Raw genomic sequence first — 17,704 nt, 5'->3', positions numbered from 1 at the left:
GTGGCGAGCACCTCGCCACATCCTCATTATCAAACACTTAACCTCTCCATTTTACCAGTGGCGAACCTGTGGCGAAGCAGCGAGCCGCTGCGGGCAGGAAAAACTAACTTTTCTGCTTTTCTAATGTTTCTAGGCACACACCAAGTGCTTTATCTATACTGTTTTCCAGTTCCCTAAACTCATTGGCATCCACAATTTCATAGGTAAAGGATTCTGACTGAATGTCATTTCGCTTTATGATATAGCCTTCCCGTAACAAAAGCTGATGGTATCTGCGAAGCGTACTCTCGGCTATCCGCAGCTGCTTTCTAATTTCCCGATTAGAAAATAATGTATCCTTCTTTTTTGCCAAATGCCCTTTAAGGGCTTCGAGGTAGTTTCGTGTTGCACCGTTTAGGCTATCGGATTTACGGAGCAGCACCGATTTGATAAGATTGTTGGCCTGCTTTATATCTTTTAGGGTTGTTTCGATATACTCTTCCCCGGTATGCGCATCGAACTTGGATTCGCGTTGGTGCTGATGGTAAAAGGTTATAGCTTCTATAAATTGAAGGTAGTGTGCATTACTGCGCCGAGGTTTAAAGACCGATTTTGGCAGGGATAGATATTCCGCAAATGGGTTGATGACCCTAACGGGCTTTAGCAAACGCTGCACGTTGCACAACATCTGTCTGGCATCAATTTCATCTTGGACATTGATCTTTCCTGCCGAAGCCAATCTTTGGTATTGCATGATACGCTCGTCCTGTGCTTCTGATTCATCAATATAGAGCAAAAAGGAACGATTGGAATTATCCTCATAGAGGCTTTCCTGTGTGGTGCAGCCTGCAACCGACACGGGTCCTTCTACGGTAAGGTTTTTTGTCTTGCCCTCGCCACCGATACCTTTCTGTACCACGGATTTGGTAATGCGTTTTTTAGTCTGTAGTTCCCGAAGTGGGTACAGTACCTCTTCTGCACCGTCCAGATCTTCGATGAGCACCAGTTTGTTCTTGAGCTCATGGCGTTTGAAATAATAGAAGGCATTTGCAGATAGTACGGTAATCTCGACCTTATCCTCTTCGGGAATCAGTTCGGCAACCTTAGACTGTAAATGTGTTTTACCTACACCCGAGCTACCAAAGGAAATACAGTGCAAAGGATTACTGGTTTTTCTACTGGTAAATATAAGGTACATCAATAGCCGATTTACCTTTTCACCTATAACCCCACTTGCACCGATAAGCTTGTTGGTCTTTTTTAATAAATCTTTAGACTTTAAAAGATTCATTGCTGAACGTCGTTCCTGTTTGGAAAGCTGATACTCAAAAATTTCATCTTCATTCTCAATAGCTAAGAGTTCTATACGATAACTTTCCAGCTTATTGATCAATTCCTGTAACGCTCTTCTAATAACAGAAGTACCCACTTTCAAAAACTCTGCAAGCTTACGAACCAATTTTTCAACACCATTGGAATTGTAAAGGTCAATATTATGGCGCAGGGCATGGAACTCATCCTCAATACAGTTGACCTTCAAGGTGACCCGCATCCTGTCCAGCCCGTGTATGTTCAATCCACCCAAAATATGGACTTCCAATACCTCTGTGGTAAAGACAAAATGGTTGGGATTTGAAGTATTGAAAGTATTCATTATTTAAATCAGCATTTATTGAACATCATATAACACAAAATTATGATTCAAATATAAACAAATATGTTTATATAAATAAATAAAACTTGTGTTTAGTGCTTTTTTTATATATTTGAACTACATTTGGTCAGTAATCGGCATTAAAGAAATGAACATGGAAGCAACACAGGAACTCTTATTAACTAACATTAAACGTATACGCAAAGAGAAAGGCATGAGCCAAAAGGATGTTGCAGGAAAAGCAGATATGTTGGTGCCTACTTATTCACGTTTGGAGCGAGGTGGTACTGTTCCTGGACTAGCCTCTATAGTGAAAATAGCTAAAGCACTAGAAGTATCAGTTGTAGAATTGTTCCAAACTTCGGAAATTAAGGATCGCTCTATTGCTCAGAAGTTGGAAATGATTAACGAGCTTTCTGAATACAACAAAAATGTGGTCAGTATTATGTTGGATTCTATGATTGAAAAAGATCGTGTGGAGAAATTACAGCAAGTGAAAATGAAAACTCGATTGGCTGAATTAGAAAAAGCTCGCAAACAATAGCCGTACTTATTTTTTGATATTCTTTACTTTATTTTTACTCACCTGATAAAAAGAATCACAGACTCTAAAAATAATACTCATTAAATCCATAGAATTTCTGTTATCTATAGTAACACTCGAACCAATTTTACTTTTTGGTTCACCAGTTAAGAAAATATACTTTTCGTTAATAACACCCCCATTATGAAGAATGATATTTCTTGTTGCAAATGACTTTACCAAGGTTTCTTTCTCTATACAGTTCCAGTTTTTTCTAACACCTTTTTGTCTAATGTAACTAAACTTTACGTGGAATCTATCTTCATAATATTTAACTTTTTCCATGATTGACAGATGCGAGAATGCCATAACTTCTTTATCAATTAAAGAGAATTTGAGCTCTTCCATCGTTTCGAATTTCAGCACATCTTCATAACTCATTGTCTTGTGCTTAGTTATGAGGGTTTTCCAATAATATGTTAGTAGTAATCGGGTCAAGTCATTTAAAAAAGCTTCAAATTGAGCGATACAATAGACTAGAGCCATTTCATACACTATATTTGTGTAACCTTGTAGAGTATTAATCTTTTCTTGTAGATGATGAATCATGTACTGATCATCTTCTTTGAAACTATACAAACCAATCTGAGCAATCTTATTGTCTATATTTACATTAATAGAGTCGGGTACATCATATTTATAACCTATTGTTTCTAATATTTTTGTTATTGCAGAGGAATAAATTTCTTCTATTCCTTTTAATGTAGATGTCTTGGTGACTCTTTTCATTAATCAAAATTTTTAAAAAATTCCTCAAAAGAAACATCCAAAGCCTTTAGCACCTTGCAGAGGCTACTGAAGCGTAGATCCTGTCCATTTTCATAACGCCCATATTGAGATCTTGAAATGTCATGTTTGAATGCAAATTGCTCGTAGTTTTTATAACCTTTTTCAAGTCTAAGCTCAACTAGACGTTTACCAAGCTTATCGAGATTTTCCTGTATGTATTTTTCATGTTTTGCCATGAAACAAATTACTACTAGGTACATCTTTTTCACAACCTTTAATAAATTGTATCTAATAAGGTGTATTTAAAAAGGAAAATTATTATGTTTGCCCGTATTAATCTTAAAATCAGATATATTATGAAGAAATTACTTTTTGTTTTATCCGTTTGCAGCTTTGCATTTTTGTCATCATGTAGTGCAACCAGGGTTGTGCAATCAACTGGATCATCAGTGCCGTCGGGAACCGTGGTGCCTTTTTCCAAAATTTCCAATGAAAGTTTTGCCGAAGAATATATCGGTGCAGATGTCGTTGTGGAATGCCAACTACTTTCACAATCATCAGCTAAGGCTCAGTATTCGACCAAGAAAATGCCTGAAGGTCACTTCGCCTTTGAAGTGTCCAGTGAAGATGTTGACCTAAATCAAAATGAGCTTACAGGTGCATTAGAGGGCCTGGTTGTTTTTGCACCTAATTCTTATTCCGATCTTATTTTTTCAATGAAGAAAGGAGACAAAATTAAGCTTCAAGGTGGCACTTTGGTAACCAAGATCAGAGGTGGAAAATTATATGGACTTAACTCTCGATATATTCATTTTTTAGCCACCTCAATAGAGAAGATGTAAAAGGGCACAGCTATTTTCTCTAATTTGAAACTGCCTAGAGTCATTCGGTTATAAATTGATAGAACCCTTCAATATATTGAAGGGTTTTTTAATTTTTTGTATTTTTGAGTATCCCTTAGTTATATAACGTACACGTTTTCCAATTATTTCTACAGGAACTAACTGGTTATATTATTCATTTTTTGATATGGGCATTTTTAAAACTTTCTTAATTCTATTTATTTGTGCAAAAAGTCTGAATTCTCAAAGCAAGACTTTTTTGATACAAAATCAAAAGAAGAAAAATTAGAAATATTCAATTTATGGATTGAGGAAACCTTATCTATAACAAAGAGTCAGGTTAATTTATCTCGATACTATAAGAATTTTAGGAATATTAGAGAAGTGGCGTGAATTTGTTAAATGAAATAATTGATGTTGAGGGGTTTTAAAATTTACTAATTTAAATTATGTTAAATGGGATATTCTTTTGAATCACAAGAGCAAATAGATTTTGATAATTTATTTAGAGAAGGTGTGTATAATGGTGTCTATTTTTTAAATTCATTTCATCCTGTAGATCGCGAAGTTGCAAGTTTATTTAGGAATAACGTAAAGTCATTTTTAAATGGTAATAATTTTCAAAAACTATATAAAGAAAAGGAATTTAAGATATGTTTTGAATATATTAATTCTACCGAATTTAACGCATTCGCAATCCCTAGCTATAAGTTTAAGGGTCTATATCATATTGGGCTAACAGCGGGAGCATTTCTAAAAAGCTTCGATGTTTTCAATTCAATATTGGCGACTACAGATATTTTCGAAAATATTGATGGAATTGGAAATATCATTGAAGATGCTATTGAGAAAGTAAATATTTCAAAAATTCTATCCGAGCCTCTTACAACCTCCCCTGACTATTCTTATCTTTTAGAACCAGGCACAGTCAGAGCTAATATCGCGCTCTTTTGCCAAAATATCGCTATGGAATATTTAATTAATCATGAGGTAGCTCACATTTTAAATGGACATTTGGGTTATCTGAGACAAAAGAAAAATTCAAATGGAACAACTAATATGGCAAGGTGGAATATTGAATATTCTGAAACTTTAGATGAAAAAGATGTAAAGAAGTTGGAGATTAATAATTATCAAGCTATGGAACTTGATGCAGATGAAACTTCAACGTTGTGGTCAATATCAAATTGGATTCACAGAACGAGCGAGTTAATCCACCCTAAAATGCTTGAAATAGATTATTTTTTGTATTGTAGACTCTATATATTTGCGGTTGGCGTGGTTCAGAACATAATATTTAATGATGGCTCAAATAAGGATTTTATAGACTACAATGAATCAAAATATCCTCATAACGAAATTCGATATAATTGGATATATAGTTCTATGCATAGCATTCACAGAAGAAAACTTGAAAACAATGAGGAAAAGTTCTTCAGTGAGTGTTTGTATAAGGGTATTTTAGACTTGGAAAGAACTACAAACTTACATTTCGATAAAGACCCTTTGCCAATTAGCGTTAATAAAAATAGAAAGGTTAGGCTAATGACACCGTTACTTGATAAAATTAATTTTAATGTTTTACCCTACTTTAGAGAATTTTGGAAACCATACAAATACAATGAGCAAATGATTGATGAACACATCTTTAATGAGTTAAAAAAAGCAGTAGAAATGAGCGAAAAGGAATTACTTATTTCCATTGGCTCTCTGACAGCTTCTGATCTTGGAGCTAAACCCCCTAGCTTAAGCAAATTATTGGAGCAAGGAAAAGACTGGTTTTCAAACGAGTTGCCAGAAATAAGAAAAAAAGTATGCTCATCTGAAAGAATAAAGTATATTCTTGAGATGAAGAAAACAATGAGAACAGTAGATGTTGTAACAGTAATTTTTTCTACGCTTACACCAATTTATAAACCATTATTAGCAGTATTAGTCTCAGTGATGGTTATGCATCATGGTATTGATCTATTATGCGCAAATGTCTCATAATAATTTCAAAAGCATTTTGGAGTTGTTACATTTACTCGGACACAAGATTTAAGGATGTTTGTTGCTAAATAAATATCTTAGGAAAATGAAAAAACGAGTTTACAGGTGCTTTGGAAGGCTTGGTTGTATTTGCGCCCAATTCTTATTCAGACCTTATTTTTTCATTAAAAAAAGGTGACAAACTTAAAATTCAAGGTGGAACTCTGGTTACCAAAATTAGAGGTGGAAAGTTATATGGAATCACCTCACGTTACATTCACTTTGTAGCTACCTCGATAGTTAAAATATAGATAACCTATGATTTATTTGTTAACGACTCAGATTACCTTGTACCTTGTTAACACATGAAGCAAAAACGCACCTTATATCTGATAAGGTGCGTTTTTGTCAAAGAAGGACTTAGGAATCCTTAAATTAATTCTTATTAATCAAATCAAAAGTAAATCCGTTGCCTACAGCTTCTCTTTTTCCTGCTACCAATGGAAATAACTTACCGTGAATATTAAGCTTTAATTTTTCATTTTTTGAGACTTCACTGCCTATCTTAACGCTAACAGGTAAGTACACCGTTTCTCCTGGTTCTATGATAATACCTTTTGTTTTAAGTAATTTTGATTTACGAAGCGAAGATGGGCTTACTTTAGAGGTTCGTTTCAATATTTTATTTGGTAATTCAATTGTCCATCCATCTTTAAGGCTACTATCATCAATTGTATATATTAGCTCAGCAGGAACTTCTAAAAAATTTTGAGCAGCAATAGTCATCATCATAGATGCTTCAACAATTTCAGTTGTATTAAAATTTCTACAGCTTACATTACTACTTTTTTGAATTTGAGTTGATAGAGGCATATCATTTCTATGTTTTACTACAGCTCCTATGCACCAGTGTAATTCCCCCATAGAGTTTGTTCCAGTAGGAGTTCTCCATTGAAATGTTTGCACACTACCTGAAGGTGGAACTGTTATATTTTCTCTTCTATCAATTAGCATGGCATTTGGATTTGGAAATTCCAATGAAATCCTTGGATCAGTATAGTAAACCTCTAGCGTAACGCCATTTTGAGTTGTGCCTGTATTATTATTGATTCGAACATTCAGATCTACCAGAGCATTTTGATTTAACACACTTGGAACCGTCCATATATCAGGGCTGACCCAAAACGGCGTTGACCAACCACCGGAGCTTGTTTCAATTGCAGATGGTTCAGCCCCTAAATCAGTTGCATGATCCTTGATATAAAGACCAGTTCTGGCAGCGTCATGAACTAATGCCTTAGCTACAGGATAATTTTCCTGTGCACAAGGTAATATTTCCGAAGTGGGCGGCGCAAAGCCACCGAGTAGACGTGAAGCAGGCCTCAATTCAGGTGTAAAAGCCGCTGTACGATACTCTTCCCATATGAAATCAGTGGTTTCACCCGAAGCCGTATACCATATACTCTCAGCATATCTGTGTCCATGTACAGATTCTATTAAATCAATGTTGCGCCGTGCAATGCTCTCAAGTGTTTTTTCTCCAGGAGCATCATCAAAGGTATAAGCCCAAGGCTTTAGATATAGCTCACTGTAACTATGATAACTAACCAGAGCTTTCAAATTGGATAGATCACTAATAAAATCTCTTATGGCTTTAGTTTCTTTTTCACTAAAAGCCATTGTTCCCCTATATTCATAATCACTAGGTGTAGATGTTGAGCCTGAATCTAAACCCCATTCATGTCCCCAATTTCTATTCAAATCAACACCATAAGAACCATCACTGTTTTCTTTCCTGTTTTTTTTCCAAAGTCTATTTGCTATAGACAAACGAGAAAACTCATGACCATCAGGATTTGCTACAGGAATAAACCAAATTTGGGAATTATTGATATCTGCTCTTAATTCGGGCATGATTTGATATTCTAAGAGCATTGTGTCAGCTATGTACAATAGCGTCTCAACACTTATCCATTCTCTAGAATGTATTAATGACATAAAAACAATATCCGCTTTGGATGCATCGTCTACATCTGGGTTACTTGAAATTTTCAATGCCTTAATAGGTTTACCTTCTTCACTAAAGCCGATAGTAGTAATCTTTGTTAGTGATGGGTGCGTAGAATGTAAAAAATTTAGAGCTTCATCAATTTGTTCTGGAGATCTAAAGAAGTCGTACCTTAGTTGCGATGAAACTGATTGTGAAATCAATAGAATCAAGATAATAATGGTATTTTTCATAATTTAATGATTTATAAACTTTCATTTATTTTTTCAACTCTATATTCAGAAACTCGCATTGAATCGATTTGATAATCATATGCCTGTCCGTAAATGACAGGATAATTTCCTTCCATTTCAACACTATGAATATCAACACCTAGCTTGTTGACAATTTGAACATCGTTCCTGGATAAAACAGTTATTTTAACCATCCTTGGAAAGATTTCTGAATTGAAATCCTCCATCATATAGCCCATGTTTTTTATTGTAGAGAGATCACTAAGAGCTCCATAGATAATCCAATGGTCTTTTTCTCTAATCATGGTCTTAATATTATATCTACTCAATTCTTTAGAAATTGAAATATTGTTCTCCGTGGATAGAGATGTTCTGTCTTTAGAAAGTAGTTTTACTATTCTAAAGGAAATTTGTTTTGGATTTTCATCAGAAATTTGATATCCGATATCTTTTAATTTAGATAAGGTATTTTGATCATCGGAATAGAAATATAAAGTGTTTCCACTAATGTGTTTTATTTCTAGATCTAGTTCTTGCTCAATCAATGCTGCTTCTGTAGCATCACCGATTTTAATGCTCTTAACGGGTCTTTTATCAGTGAGATCCAAATTAACCTTGGAATCACAACTCATAAATGAAATTGAAAGACCCATTAAAAAAATAAATTTTAAGTGTTTCATGGTGTAACATTTATAGTATTAATTTAAAGTCAAAAATTAAGCCTTCCTTATGTGTATTTGAAGGAATACGCAAGGAGTTGGTACTATAAATTAGAATCTAATAGGAGGAATTAAATATGTCTTAATAAGGAAATTAAGAGACTTAAATATACAAAAAAATAATTCAAAATAAGCCATTAATGATTATTCAGTATTGCAGGATTAGGTCTAAAATATAGAAAGATCAAATATGAATTTACCTTTTAGAAAAATGTCCTAAGTCGACTTTGCGAAGTCTTTTAGGACATTTTTTGGCTCGCTAACCCAAGTCGCTCTGACTTTTAGGACAGCGATGCAAGATTGCTTTAGAACAGTTCAGCTGTTAAAAGCGATCTTGGTAAAGGGATTCCCTTTTGCATAACCCTTTATAAAAAGAAGACAGGATCGTAAATAGTCCTGTCTTGTATTATTTATTTTTTAGTCTAGAAACTAAAGTTCCAAATCCCCTCTATCGGCTATACGAAGCTTTAAGGTTTTCATTCGCTTTTTTATATTATTCCCTTCATTTTTTAGAGCTAGATACCAATCATCGAAATCAAGATTCGTCTTTTCAAAAAAGGCCGACTGTGACACATAGTTCAGATCAGGAAGATATGCCTGGCCTACCACGAATAGATTCGGGTCATCCAATGTCAACAGATAAGCAGGTGACTTTTTAGCCTTTTCATACTTTTCTTTTCCCAAGGATATCACCCAATTTTTAAAACCCGTAAACGCATGGTCATTGTCCCCAAACTTCATCATAAAGGCAATGTCCCTAAGCATGGGTGAATCAATTTCATCCCGTAATTTGACCAATCGCTTCTGAAATTTAGCGATATCATTTACTGGATATTTACATAGAATCCTTAATAGGGCATCCCCCTGTTCGTTCTTGTCGACACTTTTTTTCTCATTTATCGATTGTTCAATTATGTCCCAAAATTTCTGTTCTTTCATCATAACTTTATATATTCATAATAATATCATATCTAACCAGTAATTAACGTTCCAAGCCCAGACCTATATCCAGTTCAGTCTGTTGCTGCCTTAGGTTTTGCAGTCGGTCTTGAGTTTTTGTCTTTTCCATCACGATACGCTCAGGCTCAAACCCCAAGGTTTTCAGCCTGTAGCGTCTTCTAAGTCCATGTACACCAACTATTTTTCCACCCCTTGAGTAGAGCATGAGCCCCGCCTTTTCGAACTTGCGATAGTGTACTTTCTCGGATCTAGCCTTGGCAAAAACATCAATGAGTTTAAGCTGTAGCTCTTGGCGCTCACTACGCTTCCCCCTTAGGTTCAGCTCACGCTCAATGTCGAGCTGTAGCAGTTGTACTTTTTTTTTCGAATGGTCGACCTTGCTGTGTTTCAATCCAAGCTCTCTGTCCTGCCAGGCTTCCATTCGTGTTTTTACTTCCTTAAATTCTTTGCGTGTTAATCTGATGGGCTTTCCCGTGGCATATTCCAAAGCTGAGATGACATTGTGGATATGTAAATGCTCTTTGTCACTGTGCATTGTGCTTATGACCATAGCATGCGGTGCACGCTCTTTGGCATACTTACGGGCTATTTTCATGAGCACCTTCTTCGGTAGGTGCTTGGTATCCTCCTTATGGAAGGAGATGATCTCATGGTAGGCACGGTTGGCGTTTTTGCGCTTAAGTAGCCTTTTAGACTCATTGGACTCAAAGGACTGGATGATGTTGTTGATACGTTTGTTAAGGAGTTCAAGCCGTTTCTGGGTATTGGTTTCGGTCTGCATCATGGTTTCAAACTGCCTGTCCTTTTTGATATAACGGTTTAGGGTAAAGCCAACATTATTCTGGTCATCCTTGGTAAGGATATAGCGAATGGTATTTTCAAAAGCCTTTCTCGATTTTATGGATTTGGATTTAATGATCATAGTTATTAATTTATGAATTGCGAAAATGATTCCTCAAGAACCTCAAGACGCTCAAGGATATCGGTTATGACCTTAGGTCTATCATTGTCCAAAAGCTCTTCTACAAGAGCTATAAGTTCCATCAGTTGTTGACTGAGCTCAGACTGTAGCTGGACATCATTGAACAAAGGCTCATCGGATCGAAGCTCCCTATCCACTATAAGGTACAGGAACTCGGATACGCCCATCGCTCCCCTTTTTTCCTGAATAAGCTGTAAATACTCTCTGTCAAAGCCAAGGGTAAACTCTTTCTTGAACTTTCTGCGATGTCGCCTGTAGTGTCTATAATAAAGTTTCCAATAGTCTTTCTTGAGTTTTATGATCAGTTCATTACTTGGGTTATCAACATTGCACAACTTCTCATCGAGATATGTATGTAGCGAAGTATGTTTCATGGCTTATTGGATTTACCGTTGAAGACCACAACCATTGAGGGGAAAGGGGCAGAACCTTTCCTACACCCGTCCCTGATAAAGGCAAGTCTACCTTTGAGAAGCCGTATCTCAGCATGGCCGTATATCCAATCGTGGAACCACCGTGTATCGCTTCTAACAGGAAGCAACATGACAATGGTCGTTCCCTTTTTGGCTTCCATATGCGCTTTTCTTGCCCATAGGACAATAGAGCGACCATAAGGAGGATTGACGAATACAGTCTCACCGCTCCAATCCTGTATCAGCCCATCCTCTTTGGGAGTAAAGTACTTCTTGCACTTGGCGGTCTTAGGTAGACAGCACGGATCAAGTGTAAATCCAAATTCCTTATCGAGCTTATCGAACAGCCATTGTGGTGTTTCCCAAGCCATATATTTACTACTGAAGAGTACCTTGTCCATCTGTCACTGAATTATTTGGTTCTACATTCTTATCTTTAATCTCGTCCTTGTAAGGTGATAGGTCGATATATTGGATATTGTAATCCATAGGTTCTTCCTGAACTTCGGTATCCAGTTCCATTGCCAAACGCTTACGAAGCTTGGACTGTTTGTATGCAGGCTTGGTGCGTACCTTTATAGGTTTTTGACCATTGGTGATAACCAGTATCTCATCGTCCATCTCACGGATCTCAGAGGCGTACATGAGCGGTCTGGATTTGGTCTGTCCCGAACTGCCGTCAACATAGGAATAGCTTCCCAATAGCTTTTCGAGCTCAAAGGCCTTTTTGTCCTGACCCCCGTAGTAGCATTTCACATAGCAATTGGCGAGGATATTATCCTTGAGCTCTTTGTAAGGGCTGAGCAGGGATTCGTCCTGAAGAAAAATAGCTTGAGGTATACGAAATTTTCGACTGTTACTAATGATCTGACTATAGTCTGAAAGCCCATCGATCAGGGACGAAAATTCATCTAGGATCATCATAATGTCCAAGTCATTTTCCTCTGGAAGTCTTGAAAAGGCATAGCGGTAGAAACTCTGAAAAACTAAACTTACCATTGGCGCATAGAACTTAGAATCGCTCGCTGGCGACTGAATAAACAAACAGGTTGGCGATTTTCTAAAGTCCTCAAATGATATGTTACTGACCGAAGTAAGGTCAGCAAGAACAGGGTTATCGCCTAACCAACTGAGTGCTGAAATTGCGGTTGAAGTAATAGACTTGAGCGTCTTTTCAGAGTTCCCTGCCAAGGCCTTGAACTTTGTCCAGACCGCATCTGATGCCTTATCCGCCATATAACTCTCAATTACCTTGGGATTGCCTTGAAATTCAAGAATAAGCCTGTAGACATTACCTAAATTGGCATTAATACGAGGTTCAGACTCTAATACATGTTGAATAAATATCGTGATACAGTCCTCGCCACTAATGGAAAAGAAATCGTTTTCCTTAGCTGCATTGCCCATAAGGGTCTTGGCAATCTTTCGCATGGCGGCTACATTACCATTGCAACCATCAAGGGGATTGATATAGACGTTCTCTTTTCGGACAAGGTTCATCACTTTTGTACTTACACCCTGTGATTCAAGATATGGAAGTGTGGCACTAAGCTCAGAACTGTTATCGTTGATGACCATTGATGAGCTAATACAGTTCATGATACTGGTAAATACGTGGTTCTGACTTTTACCTTTTCCAGACCCTGCCACTACACATAAATTTCGGCGAGAGGTTTCCATGTCCAAGGCTCTAACACCATCAATAACCCAACCCTTGTTTCTTTTGGAAATGAGCTTGTTCGGATTTCCAAATTCTGCATTAACGCTGTGGTCTTTATCAAATGATGACGAGATGTCCCCCAGTATATTTGAGAGAACATCACTTATCGTATCAATAAATAGTTTTATCATAGCAATTTTGGTTTTAGTTCAACATTTTTTCAAGTACTTTGGATAGGAAGCCTGCGATGACTTCCATAAGCTTTGATAACCCATAGAGCCCAAGTAAAAAGAGCTTCCAAAGCCCTTTTACGAGGTAACCGATAGCTGAGTACAGGATACTGCCTTTGGTCTTTTTCATAGTCTCGGATTTAAGGGATTATCAATGCCCACGTTTATTGAAAGTCCCGAGCCCTCAAAGAGCTTTCGGTACACCAAAAGCATTTGCTCAAACAAATGATTGTCCTTTAAATCTACTGGATAGTAGATGATGTAGAGCTCAATACCGCTCAGATCATTTATTGATACATGATTCCTGAACCTCTCGATTACCTTATCAGGGTACTCTAGCAGTTCCAGATAACCTTTGGTATTGTAAACATTCAAAAGGTCGCTCGCTTCAAGGATATCGCTGTACAACAGCATTACCTTATCGGTACTGTTGGACTCTTTGAGACTATGCAAGTGTGCTACCAATGGTTTTATGATACTTGAGTTACGATATTCTCTCTGAATACCATTCTCATGTTCAAGGTGTGAAGCTATGGACTCAAAGAAGCCGTCCACATCGTTCTTACGCTTGAGATTGTTTTCGAACATATCCGAACCTAAAAGTTCAGCCTTAAACTGTGCATTGACACTGGTGTTGGTAATACTGCCATACCAGAACTCACGTTTACCACTTTCATAAATGGGATTTTCCATGAAACGGCGCACATGCACCATTTCAGGTTCAGGTATAAAGTCATCGGTCTTGTCCGCTAATACCGATACTGTTATTGAGCTCGGTGGAGTTTGGTCACAGCCCCATATAAGGGCTATGACCATTATGTATAGAATTGTTTTTTTCATATCTATTATTTTTAATTGTTATTCATTGGTTTAATGTTCTGGTAGTTGAGCTTCAGCTTGGGAAGGTCATCGTCAATACGACCTGTAAATAGTGATGCACAGGCGCCATTGGTCTTGAGGAACAGTTCCATTTTGAACTCCTCAAAACAGCTTCGCATTTTGGTAACGATCTCGTCTTCGGTCTGCTTTCCAAGCAAGAGGATCTGATATCGGTCTGTAAGTTTCTGTCTAAGCTCAGGGTTAAGTGAGGCACGCTCTTGGCAGAGCGACTCACGCTCAGCTTCCAGTTCGGCAAGTTCCTTGACGTCATTGCGGTACTTTTTGTGCTTCAAAATGACCTCACGACTCGGTTTCATAGCCCAAATTATCCAAAATGAAATAGTATAGGCAAATGCGTTAATTATGGTGAAAACAAGAGGGCTAGTCGTATAGACCTGTGCCAGTTTTGGATTCATGGTTACCATATACTGAATGCGCATGGTAGAGAAAAATCCAAAGACCAAGATGATAGGAATAAGGAAAATAAAGAACAGCAAAACCTGCTTTTTTACATTATCACCAGCGTATTTCTTGACTTTGTCTGGCGTAAAGTGACTGTACCAATAAATCGAGATGACACTCAAAATCGCCAATCCAAATGAAGATATCCTTGATCCGCCCAGTGTGTTGAGTGCATCAAAGTTTCCTATAAGTTCCATTGACGCTATGACGATGAGGATCGGGATATACAGATAGAACCATTTCGTTACCTCTGGCTTGTGCTTCTTGGCCGTATCATCAAACTTCCCCTTAAGCGGTGTTATCTTACCATCGATACCTTCGATTTTACGATCAATATCCCGTAGCTCATCTTCCATATCTGAGATATGGGACTGACCTTTGAGTTTTTGGATATCACCACTGAGTTTGGTATTGACGTAATCAACGAGATGCTGAAAATCGGCTACTAATGCACCGATGAAGTCACCTATTCGTGTGGTGCTTGACATGGACTTAAAGTCCATGGTCGATAGCTTTGTAGCTGTTTTTAAATGTACCTCCCTGTATTGGAGGTCTTTGTCTTTGATATACTGAGTAATTTCAGTATCAACTATTCTGACTACTCCTAGTCGCTTTTGTTTATTGAATTTCATATGTAAAAAATTTTTACATACAAGAGTTCAAAAAGGGACCCTATTTCAAGTTTCTGATTTTCAAGTGTTTAAAAAACATAATGGTATCAGTTTTTGAAATTAGTATTCAGATATTGATTAGGAAATTATACCATTTTTAATAGCTAGTGCTATCAGATGTGGTGAGGTGTGAGCATCGAAACGAATTTTAAGTTTCTTAATACGTTTTTCTATAGCGGAAACAGTCATCGCATATCTTTTTATTTTAAGCTCTTCAGCAATTTCATTTTGTTTCAATCCATTGCTAATTGCCTTTAATATTATTCTGTCAACAATGTCCATATCCAAAAGGTTTTCATTGTAGCGTAAGATTTTCTTTATGGAATCACTGAAGAAATTATCCCCAGACAACACTGCATCTATAGCTGGAATAATTTCTTGTAAACTAGTTTTACTCTTTAAAATATAAGCGTCAGCATCTAAGACAGATACTACATAATCAAGCATATCAAAGCTATCAATCTTTGACATTACAATAACTTTGGGTCTGTATTCTAATTTGCTTAAATAGCTTAAAAGTTCATCTCCAGAAGTAAATTGACCTCGATCAATTTTGCCTTTTAAAATTAGATCTAATATAACTATGTCAAAATCATTATTTTTTAATTCATTAAAAGCACTATTCGCATCCGATGTAGCTTTAATATCAAATGAATATGATGGTTCTTGTTTAAGGCTGTATTGTATTCCTAAACTAACTGAATCATGATCTTCAACAAGCAAAAGTTTTATTGCTTTCATTTTAAATTTTTAATTTTATTTCCAGTAAAGACCCTTGAATTGGAAGATTACTAATATTAAAGAGGCCATTCATCTCTTTTACTTTTGCTCTAATGTTAGAAATTCCAATTCCAGAACTTAAGCTTTCAATATTTGAAAACCCTTTACCATTATCTTTAATGTCAATTTGAAGTATATCTTTCACTTTTTTAATAGAAATAGTAGCTTCTGATGCTTGAGAATGTTTTATGATATTATTAAAGGCTTCACGAATAATGCCGAAAATTACTACTTTAACATCATGTTGAATTGAGTTCCAATCAATGGAAGATACACCTATACTCTTTATTTTCAAACTTGAGTCAAAGTTATACTCACTTATTAAAAAAATTATTTTTTTATCAAAGGATATATGTTTGAATTGTTCACTATTTAGGTTTTGAGAAATTTTTCGCATTTTATTGTATGCGTTGTCAAAATAATTCATAGTTTCTTTTAAATATGGATCGTTAAATTCCTTTTGTAATATATTTCCTTTTTGTAATCCTAATAAAAGATCACTAGCAACATCATCATGCAAATAGACGGATAGTTTATTTTTTTCTTCATGTCTAACTCGTAGTTTTTCAATTATCAACTTTTGTGATTGTAATTTTCGTCTTTGATAATTGTAAACTATAAGAATTAAGATCGAACCAATCAGAATAACTAGCAGGATGACAAAGACAAGGTTTTGATTTCTTTGTTTCTCTATTATTAATGATTGACTAGTATTTAATTTTTCTAAGATGAAATTTTCACTTTCTTTTTGGTCAGTTCTGTATCTTATCTTTGCAAATTCCCTCTTTAAGCTTCGCTCATAGTTTATGATACTGTCTTGTAATTGAACATATGAATTTAAATAGTTAGCATTGGGGTTAATTTTTGATAATTTCAATAAAGCTTTTAATTTATATTTGATATTACCTAATTTATTTGCGTTAAAAAGTGCTAGTTCATAGAATGTGTTTGCTTTTATAAAATCTTTATTGTGGTTCCAATAGAACTCACCTAAGTGTAATTGACTTACCATTTGTCCACTTATCGAACCCTCTTGCTTTCTAATACTATATGCTTCATTCAATTCTTTTAATGGATTTTGTTCGTTTGTTAATAATTTCACATATCCAATATTGTCTATTACCATAGCTTTTATATTGGCGTAATTTTCAATTTTTGGATTAGACAATGCCTGTTTAAACAAGTCTAGTGCCAACTCGTATTGTTTTTCATTTCGAAATGTTATTCCCAAGTTATTTTGGAGGGTTATCTTTTGCTTTGAAGACTTTGTAAATGATAATGCTTTATTATACCAAAATCTAGCTGCGTCATAATCCTCTAAATCATTTGAAATTATGCCTAAGTTATTATATAGAGAAAGTCTATAAGATGATTTTTTATAAGATTCTAAAAATGAAAGAGCTTCAATTGATATATTCTCGCTAGAATGATAATCACCGACAGCAGTATGTAATATTGCCATATTTAATAAATTCGCAGTGACTTGTAAACTATCACCGATCTCTTTAAAAAAGTGTTGAGATTTATTAAAATGATAATAAGCACTATCATATGTAAAGACCTTGTAATAGTAACTTCCGAGGTTATAATGACTTTTAGCTAAATTTAATGTATCTTTATTATATAAGGCCTTTAAATAATACATTTCACTATTCATTCTGAATGTATCTAATAAACCTAATCTGTAATTAATAATAGATAGTCTATCTAAAGATTTGTACCACAGTGAATCATTCTTATGAATTTTAGAAAGAAGAAATGCTTTTTGAGCATATGATTTGGGATTAGCAATATTCTTAGTTTTAGAAGAGTCTAGTAAACTATTAATACTATCGACGATTTTATTAGAAATAATATTTGTCTTCTTTTCAACATTATTTGAACAATTAAAGATTAAACAAAATAAAAAGCCTAGACAATGTAACCTATATTTATTCATAAAATAGTTA

The 17,704-nt window shown here is 35.6% G+C and carries 18 protein-coding genes; 3 read left to right on the top strand and 15 right to left on the bottom strand.

The features are described 5' to 3' along the window. Window positions 1-103 precede the first annotated feature (103 nt). A complete protein-coding gene (locus Q0912_RS03290; RefSeq protein ID WP_299112017.1) occupies window positions 104-1,633 on the bottom strand; it encodes a hypothetical protein in 1,530 nt (509 codons plus the stop codon). Between the two features lie 154 nt (window positions 1,634-1,787). On the opposite strand from Q0912_RS03290, the gene Q0912_RS03285 reads away from it, so the two are divergent. After that, window positions 1,788-2,177, top strand: coding sequence for a helix-turn-helix transcriptional regulator (locus Q0912_RS03285; RefSeq protein ID WP_299112015.1), 390 nt, complete (start codon window positions 1,788-1,790; stop codon window positions 2,175-2,177). A gap of 6 nt (window positions 2,178-2,183) precedes the next feature. Here Q0912_RS03285 and Q0912_RS03280 read toward each other — a convergent pair whose 3' ends face one another. Further along, window positions 2,184-2,945 carry a hypothetical protein gene (locus Q0912_RS03280; protein WP_299112013.1) on the bottom strand — a complete coding sequence of 254 codons (762 nt, stop codon included), beginning with the start codon at window positions 2,943-2,945 and terminating at the stop codon, window positions 2,184-2,186. After that, complete coding sequence (locus Q0912_RS03275) at window positions 2,945-3,181, bottom strand: helix-turn-helix transcriptional regulator (RefSeq protein WP_299112010.1); 237 nt, start codon at window positions 3,179-3,181, stop codon at window positions 2,945-2,947. The genes Q0912_RS03280 and Q0912_RS03275 overlap by 1 nt, the downstream gene beginning before the upstream one ends. Window positions 3,182-3,301: 120 nt before the next feature. On the opposite strand from Q0912_RS03275, the gene Q0912_RS03270 reads away from it, so the two are divergent. Next, window positions 3,302-3,787, top strand: a complete 486-nt coding sequence (locus Q0912_RS03270; RefSeq protein ID WP_299112007.1) for a hypothetical protein — start codon at window positions 3,302-3,304, stop codon at window positions 3,785-3,787. 456 nt (window positions 3,788-4,243) lie between these two features. Continuing rightward, window positions 4,244-5,779, top strand: coding sequence for a hypothetical protein (locus Q0912_RS03265; protein WP_299112005.1), 1,536 nt, complete (start codon window positions 4,244-4,246; stop codon window positions 5,777-5,779). A 414-nt stretch (window positions 5,780-6,193) separates the two neighbouring features. Here the strand turns inward: Q0912_RS03265 and Q0912_RS03260 are convergent, their stop codons facing one another. From Q0912_RS03260 to Q0912_RS03205, 12 genes are all read right to left on the bottom strand, one after another. Further along, window positions 6,194-7,999, bottom strand: coding sequence for a M14 family metallopeptidase (locus Q0912_RS03260; protein WP_299112002.1), 1,806 nt, complete (start codon window positions 7,997-7,999; stop codon window positions 6,194-6,196). A gap of 11 nt (window positions 8,000-8,010) precedes the next feature. Then, entirely contained in the window at window positions 8,011-8,631 is a 621-nt protein-coding gene (locus Q0912_RS03255; RefSeq protein WP_299111999.1) for a hypothetical protein, read from the bottom strand. A 516-nt stretch (window positions 8,632-9,147) separates the two neighbouring features. Next, window positions 9,148-9,660, bottom strand: coding sequence for a DUF4240 domain-containing protein (locus tag Q0912_RS03250; RefSeq protein ID WP_299111996.1), 513 nt, complete (start codon window positions 9,658-9,660; stop codon window positions 9,148-9,150). 40 nt (window positions 9,661-9,700) lie between these two features. Continuing rightward, a complete protein-coding gene (locus Q0912_RS03245) occupies window positions 9,701-10,600 on the bottom strand; it encodes a relaxase/mobilization nuclease domain-containing protein (protein ID WP_299111993.1) in 900 nt (299 codons plus the stop codon). A 5-nt stretch (window positions 10,601-10,605) separates the two neighbouring features. Continuing rightward, window positions 10,606-11,034, bottom strand: a complete 429-nt coding sequence (locus Q0912_RS03240) for a hypothetical protein (protein ID WP_299111990.1) — start codon at window positions 11,032-11,034, stop codon at window positions 10,606-10,608. Beyond that, entirely contained in the window at window positions 11,031-11,474 is a 444-nt protein-coding gene (locus Q0912_RS03235; protein WP_299111987.1) for a DNA N-6-adenine-methyltransferase, read from the bottom strand. The genes Q0912_RS03240 and Q0912_RS03235 overlap by 4 nt, the downstream gene beginning before the upstream one ends. Further along, window positions 11,452-12,924 carry a type IV secretory system conjugative DNA transfer family protein gene (locus Q0912_RS03230; protein WP_299111984.1) on the bottom strand — a complete coding sequence of 491 codons (1,473 nt, stop codon included), beginning with the start codon at window positions 12,922-12,924 and terminating at the stop codon, window positions 11,452-11,454. The genes Q0912_RS03235 and Q0912_RS03230 overlap by 23 nt, the downstream gene beginning before the upstream one ends. A gap of 13 nt (window positions 12,925-12,937) precedes the next feature. Further along, on the bottom strand, window positions 12,938-13,093 hold the full coding sequence (locus Q0912_RS03225; protein ID WP_299111980.1) for a hypothetical protein: 156 nt from the start codon (window positions 13,091-13,093) through the stop codon (window positions 12,938-12,940). Continuing rightward, window positions 13,090-13,803, bottom strand: coding sequence for a hypothetical protein (locus Q0912_RS03220; RefSeq protein WP_299111976.1), 714 nt, complete (start codon window positions 13,801-13,803; stop codon window positions 13,090-13,092). Before Q0912_RS03220 ends, Q0912_RS03225 begins: the two co-directional genes overlap by 4 nt. Window positions 13,804-13,814: 11 nt before the next feature. Beyond that, a complete protein-coding gene (locus Q0912_RS03215; RefSeq protein ID WP_299111973.1) occupies window positions 13,815-14,936 on the bottom strand; it encodes a hypothetical protein in 1,122 nt (373 codons plus the stop codon). 117 nt (window positions 14,937-15,053) lie between these two features. Beyond that, window positions 15,054-15,716, bottom strand: coding sequence for a response regulator transcription factor (locus Q0912_RS03210; protein ID WP_299111970.1), 663 nt, complete (start codon window positions 15,714-15,716; stop codon window positions 15,054-15,056). 1 nt (window position 15,717) lies between these two features. Further along, complete coding sequence (locus Q0912_RS03205; RefSeq protein ID WP_299111967.1) at window positions 15,718-17,694, bottom strand: tetratricopeptide repeat-containing sensor histidine kinase; 1,977 nt, start codon at window positions 17,692-17,694, stop codon at window positions 15,718-15,720. Window positions 17,695-17,704 lie beyond the last annotated feature (10 nt).

The sequence above is a fragment of the uncultured Winogradskyella sp. genome (assembly GCF_947498345.1).
Taxonomy (GTDB): Bacteria; Bacteroidota; Bacteroidia; order Flavobacteriales; family Flavobacteriaceae; genus Winogradskyella.
Note: the sequence above shows the minus strand (reverse complement) of the source record. Positions and strands in the feature narration are given on the sequence as shown.

Coding starts and splice junctions, on each gene's coding strand:
- Q0912_RS03290 (WP_299112017.1), bottom strand. CDS start 1,633: ATGAATACTTTCAATACTTCAAATCCCAACCATTTTGTCTTTACCACA.
- Q0912_RS03285 (WP_299112015.1), top strand. CDS start 1,788: ATGGAAGCAACACAGGAACTCTTATTAACTAACATTAAACGTATACGC.
- Q0912_RS03280 (WP_299112013.1), bottom strand. CDS start 2,945: ATGAAAAGAGTCACCAAGACATCTACATTAAAAGGAATAGAAGAAATT.
- Q0912_RS03275 (WP_299112010.1), bottom strand. CDS start 3,181: ATGGCAAAACATGAAAAATACATACAGGAAAATCTCGATAAGCTTGGT.
- Q0912_RS03270 (WP_299112007.1), top strand. CDS start 3,302: ATGAAGAAATTACTTTTTGTTTTATCCGTTTGCAGCTTTGCATTTTTG.
- Q0912_RS03265 (WP_299112005.1), top strand. CDS start 4,244: ATGGGATATTCTTTTGAATCACAAGAGCAAATAGATTTTGATAATTTA.
- Q0912_RS03260 (WP_299112002.1), bottom strand. CDS start 7,999: ATGAAAAATACCATTATTATCTTGATTCTATTGATTTCACAATCAGTT.
- Q0912_RS03255 (WP_299111999.1), bottom strand. CDS start 8,631: ATGAGTTGTGATTCCAAGGTTAATTTGGATCTCACTGATAAAAGACCC.
- Q0912_RS03250 (WP_299111996.1), bottom strand. CDS start 9,660: ATGATGAAAGAACAGAAATTTTGGGACATAATTGAACAATCGATAAAT.
- Q0912_RS03245 (WP_299111993.1), bottom strand. CDS start 10,600: ATGATCATTAAATCCAAATCCATAAAATCGAGAAAGGCTTTTGAAAAT.
- Q0912_RS03240 (WP_299111990.1), bottom strand. CDS start 11,034: ATGAAACATACTTCGCTACATACATATCTCGATGAGAAGTTGTGCAAT.
- Q0912_RS03235 (WP_299111987.1), bottom strand. CDS start 11,474: ATGGACAAGGTACTCTTCAGTAGTAAATATATGGCTTGGGAAACACCA.
- Q0912_RS03230 (WP_299111984.1), bottom strand. CDS start 12,924: ATGATAAAACTATTTATTGATACGATAAGTGATGTTCTCTCAAATATA.
- Q0912_RS03225 (WP_299111980.1), bottom strand. CDS start 13,093: ATGAAAAAGACCAAAGGCAGTATCCTGTACTCAGCTATCGGTTACCTC.
- Q0912_RS03220 (WP_299111976.1), bottom strand. CDS start 13,803: ATGAAAAAAACAATTCTATACATAATGGTCATAGCCCTTATATGGGGC.
- Q0912_RS03215 (WP_299111973.1), bottom strand. CDS start 14,936: ATGAAATTCAATAAACAAAAGCGACTAGGAGTAGTCAGAATAGTTGAT.
- Q0912_RS03210 (WP_299111970.1), bottom strand. CDS start 15,716: ATGAAAGCAATAAAACTTTTGCTTGTTGAAGATCATGATTCAGTTAGT.
- Q0912_RS03205 (WP_299111967.1), bottom strand. CDS start 17,694: ATGAATAAATATAGGTTACATTGTCTAGGCTTTTTATTTTGTTTAATC.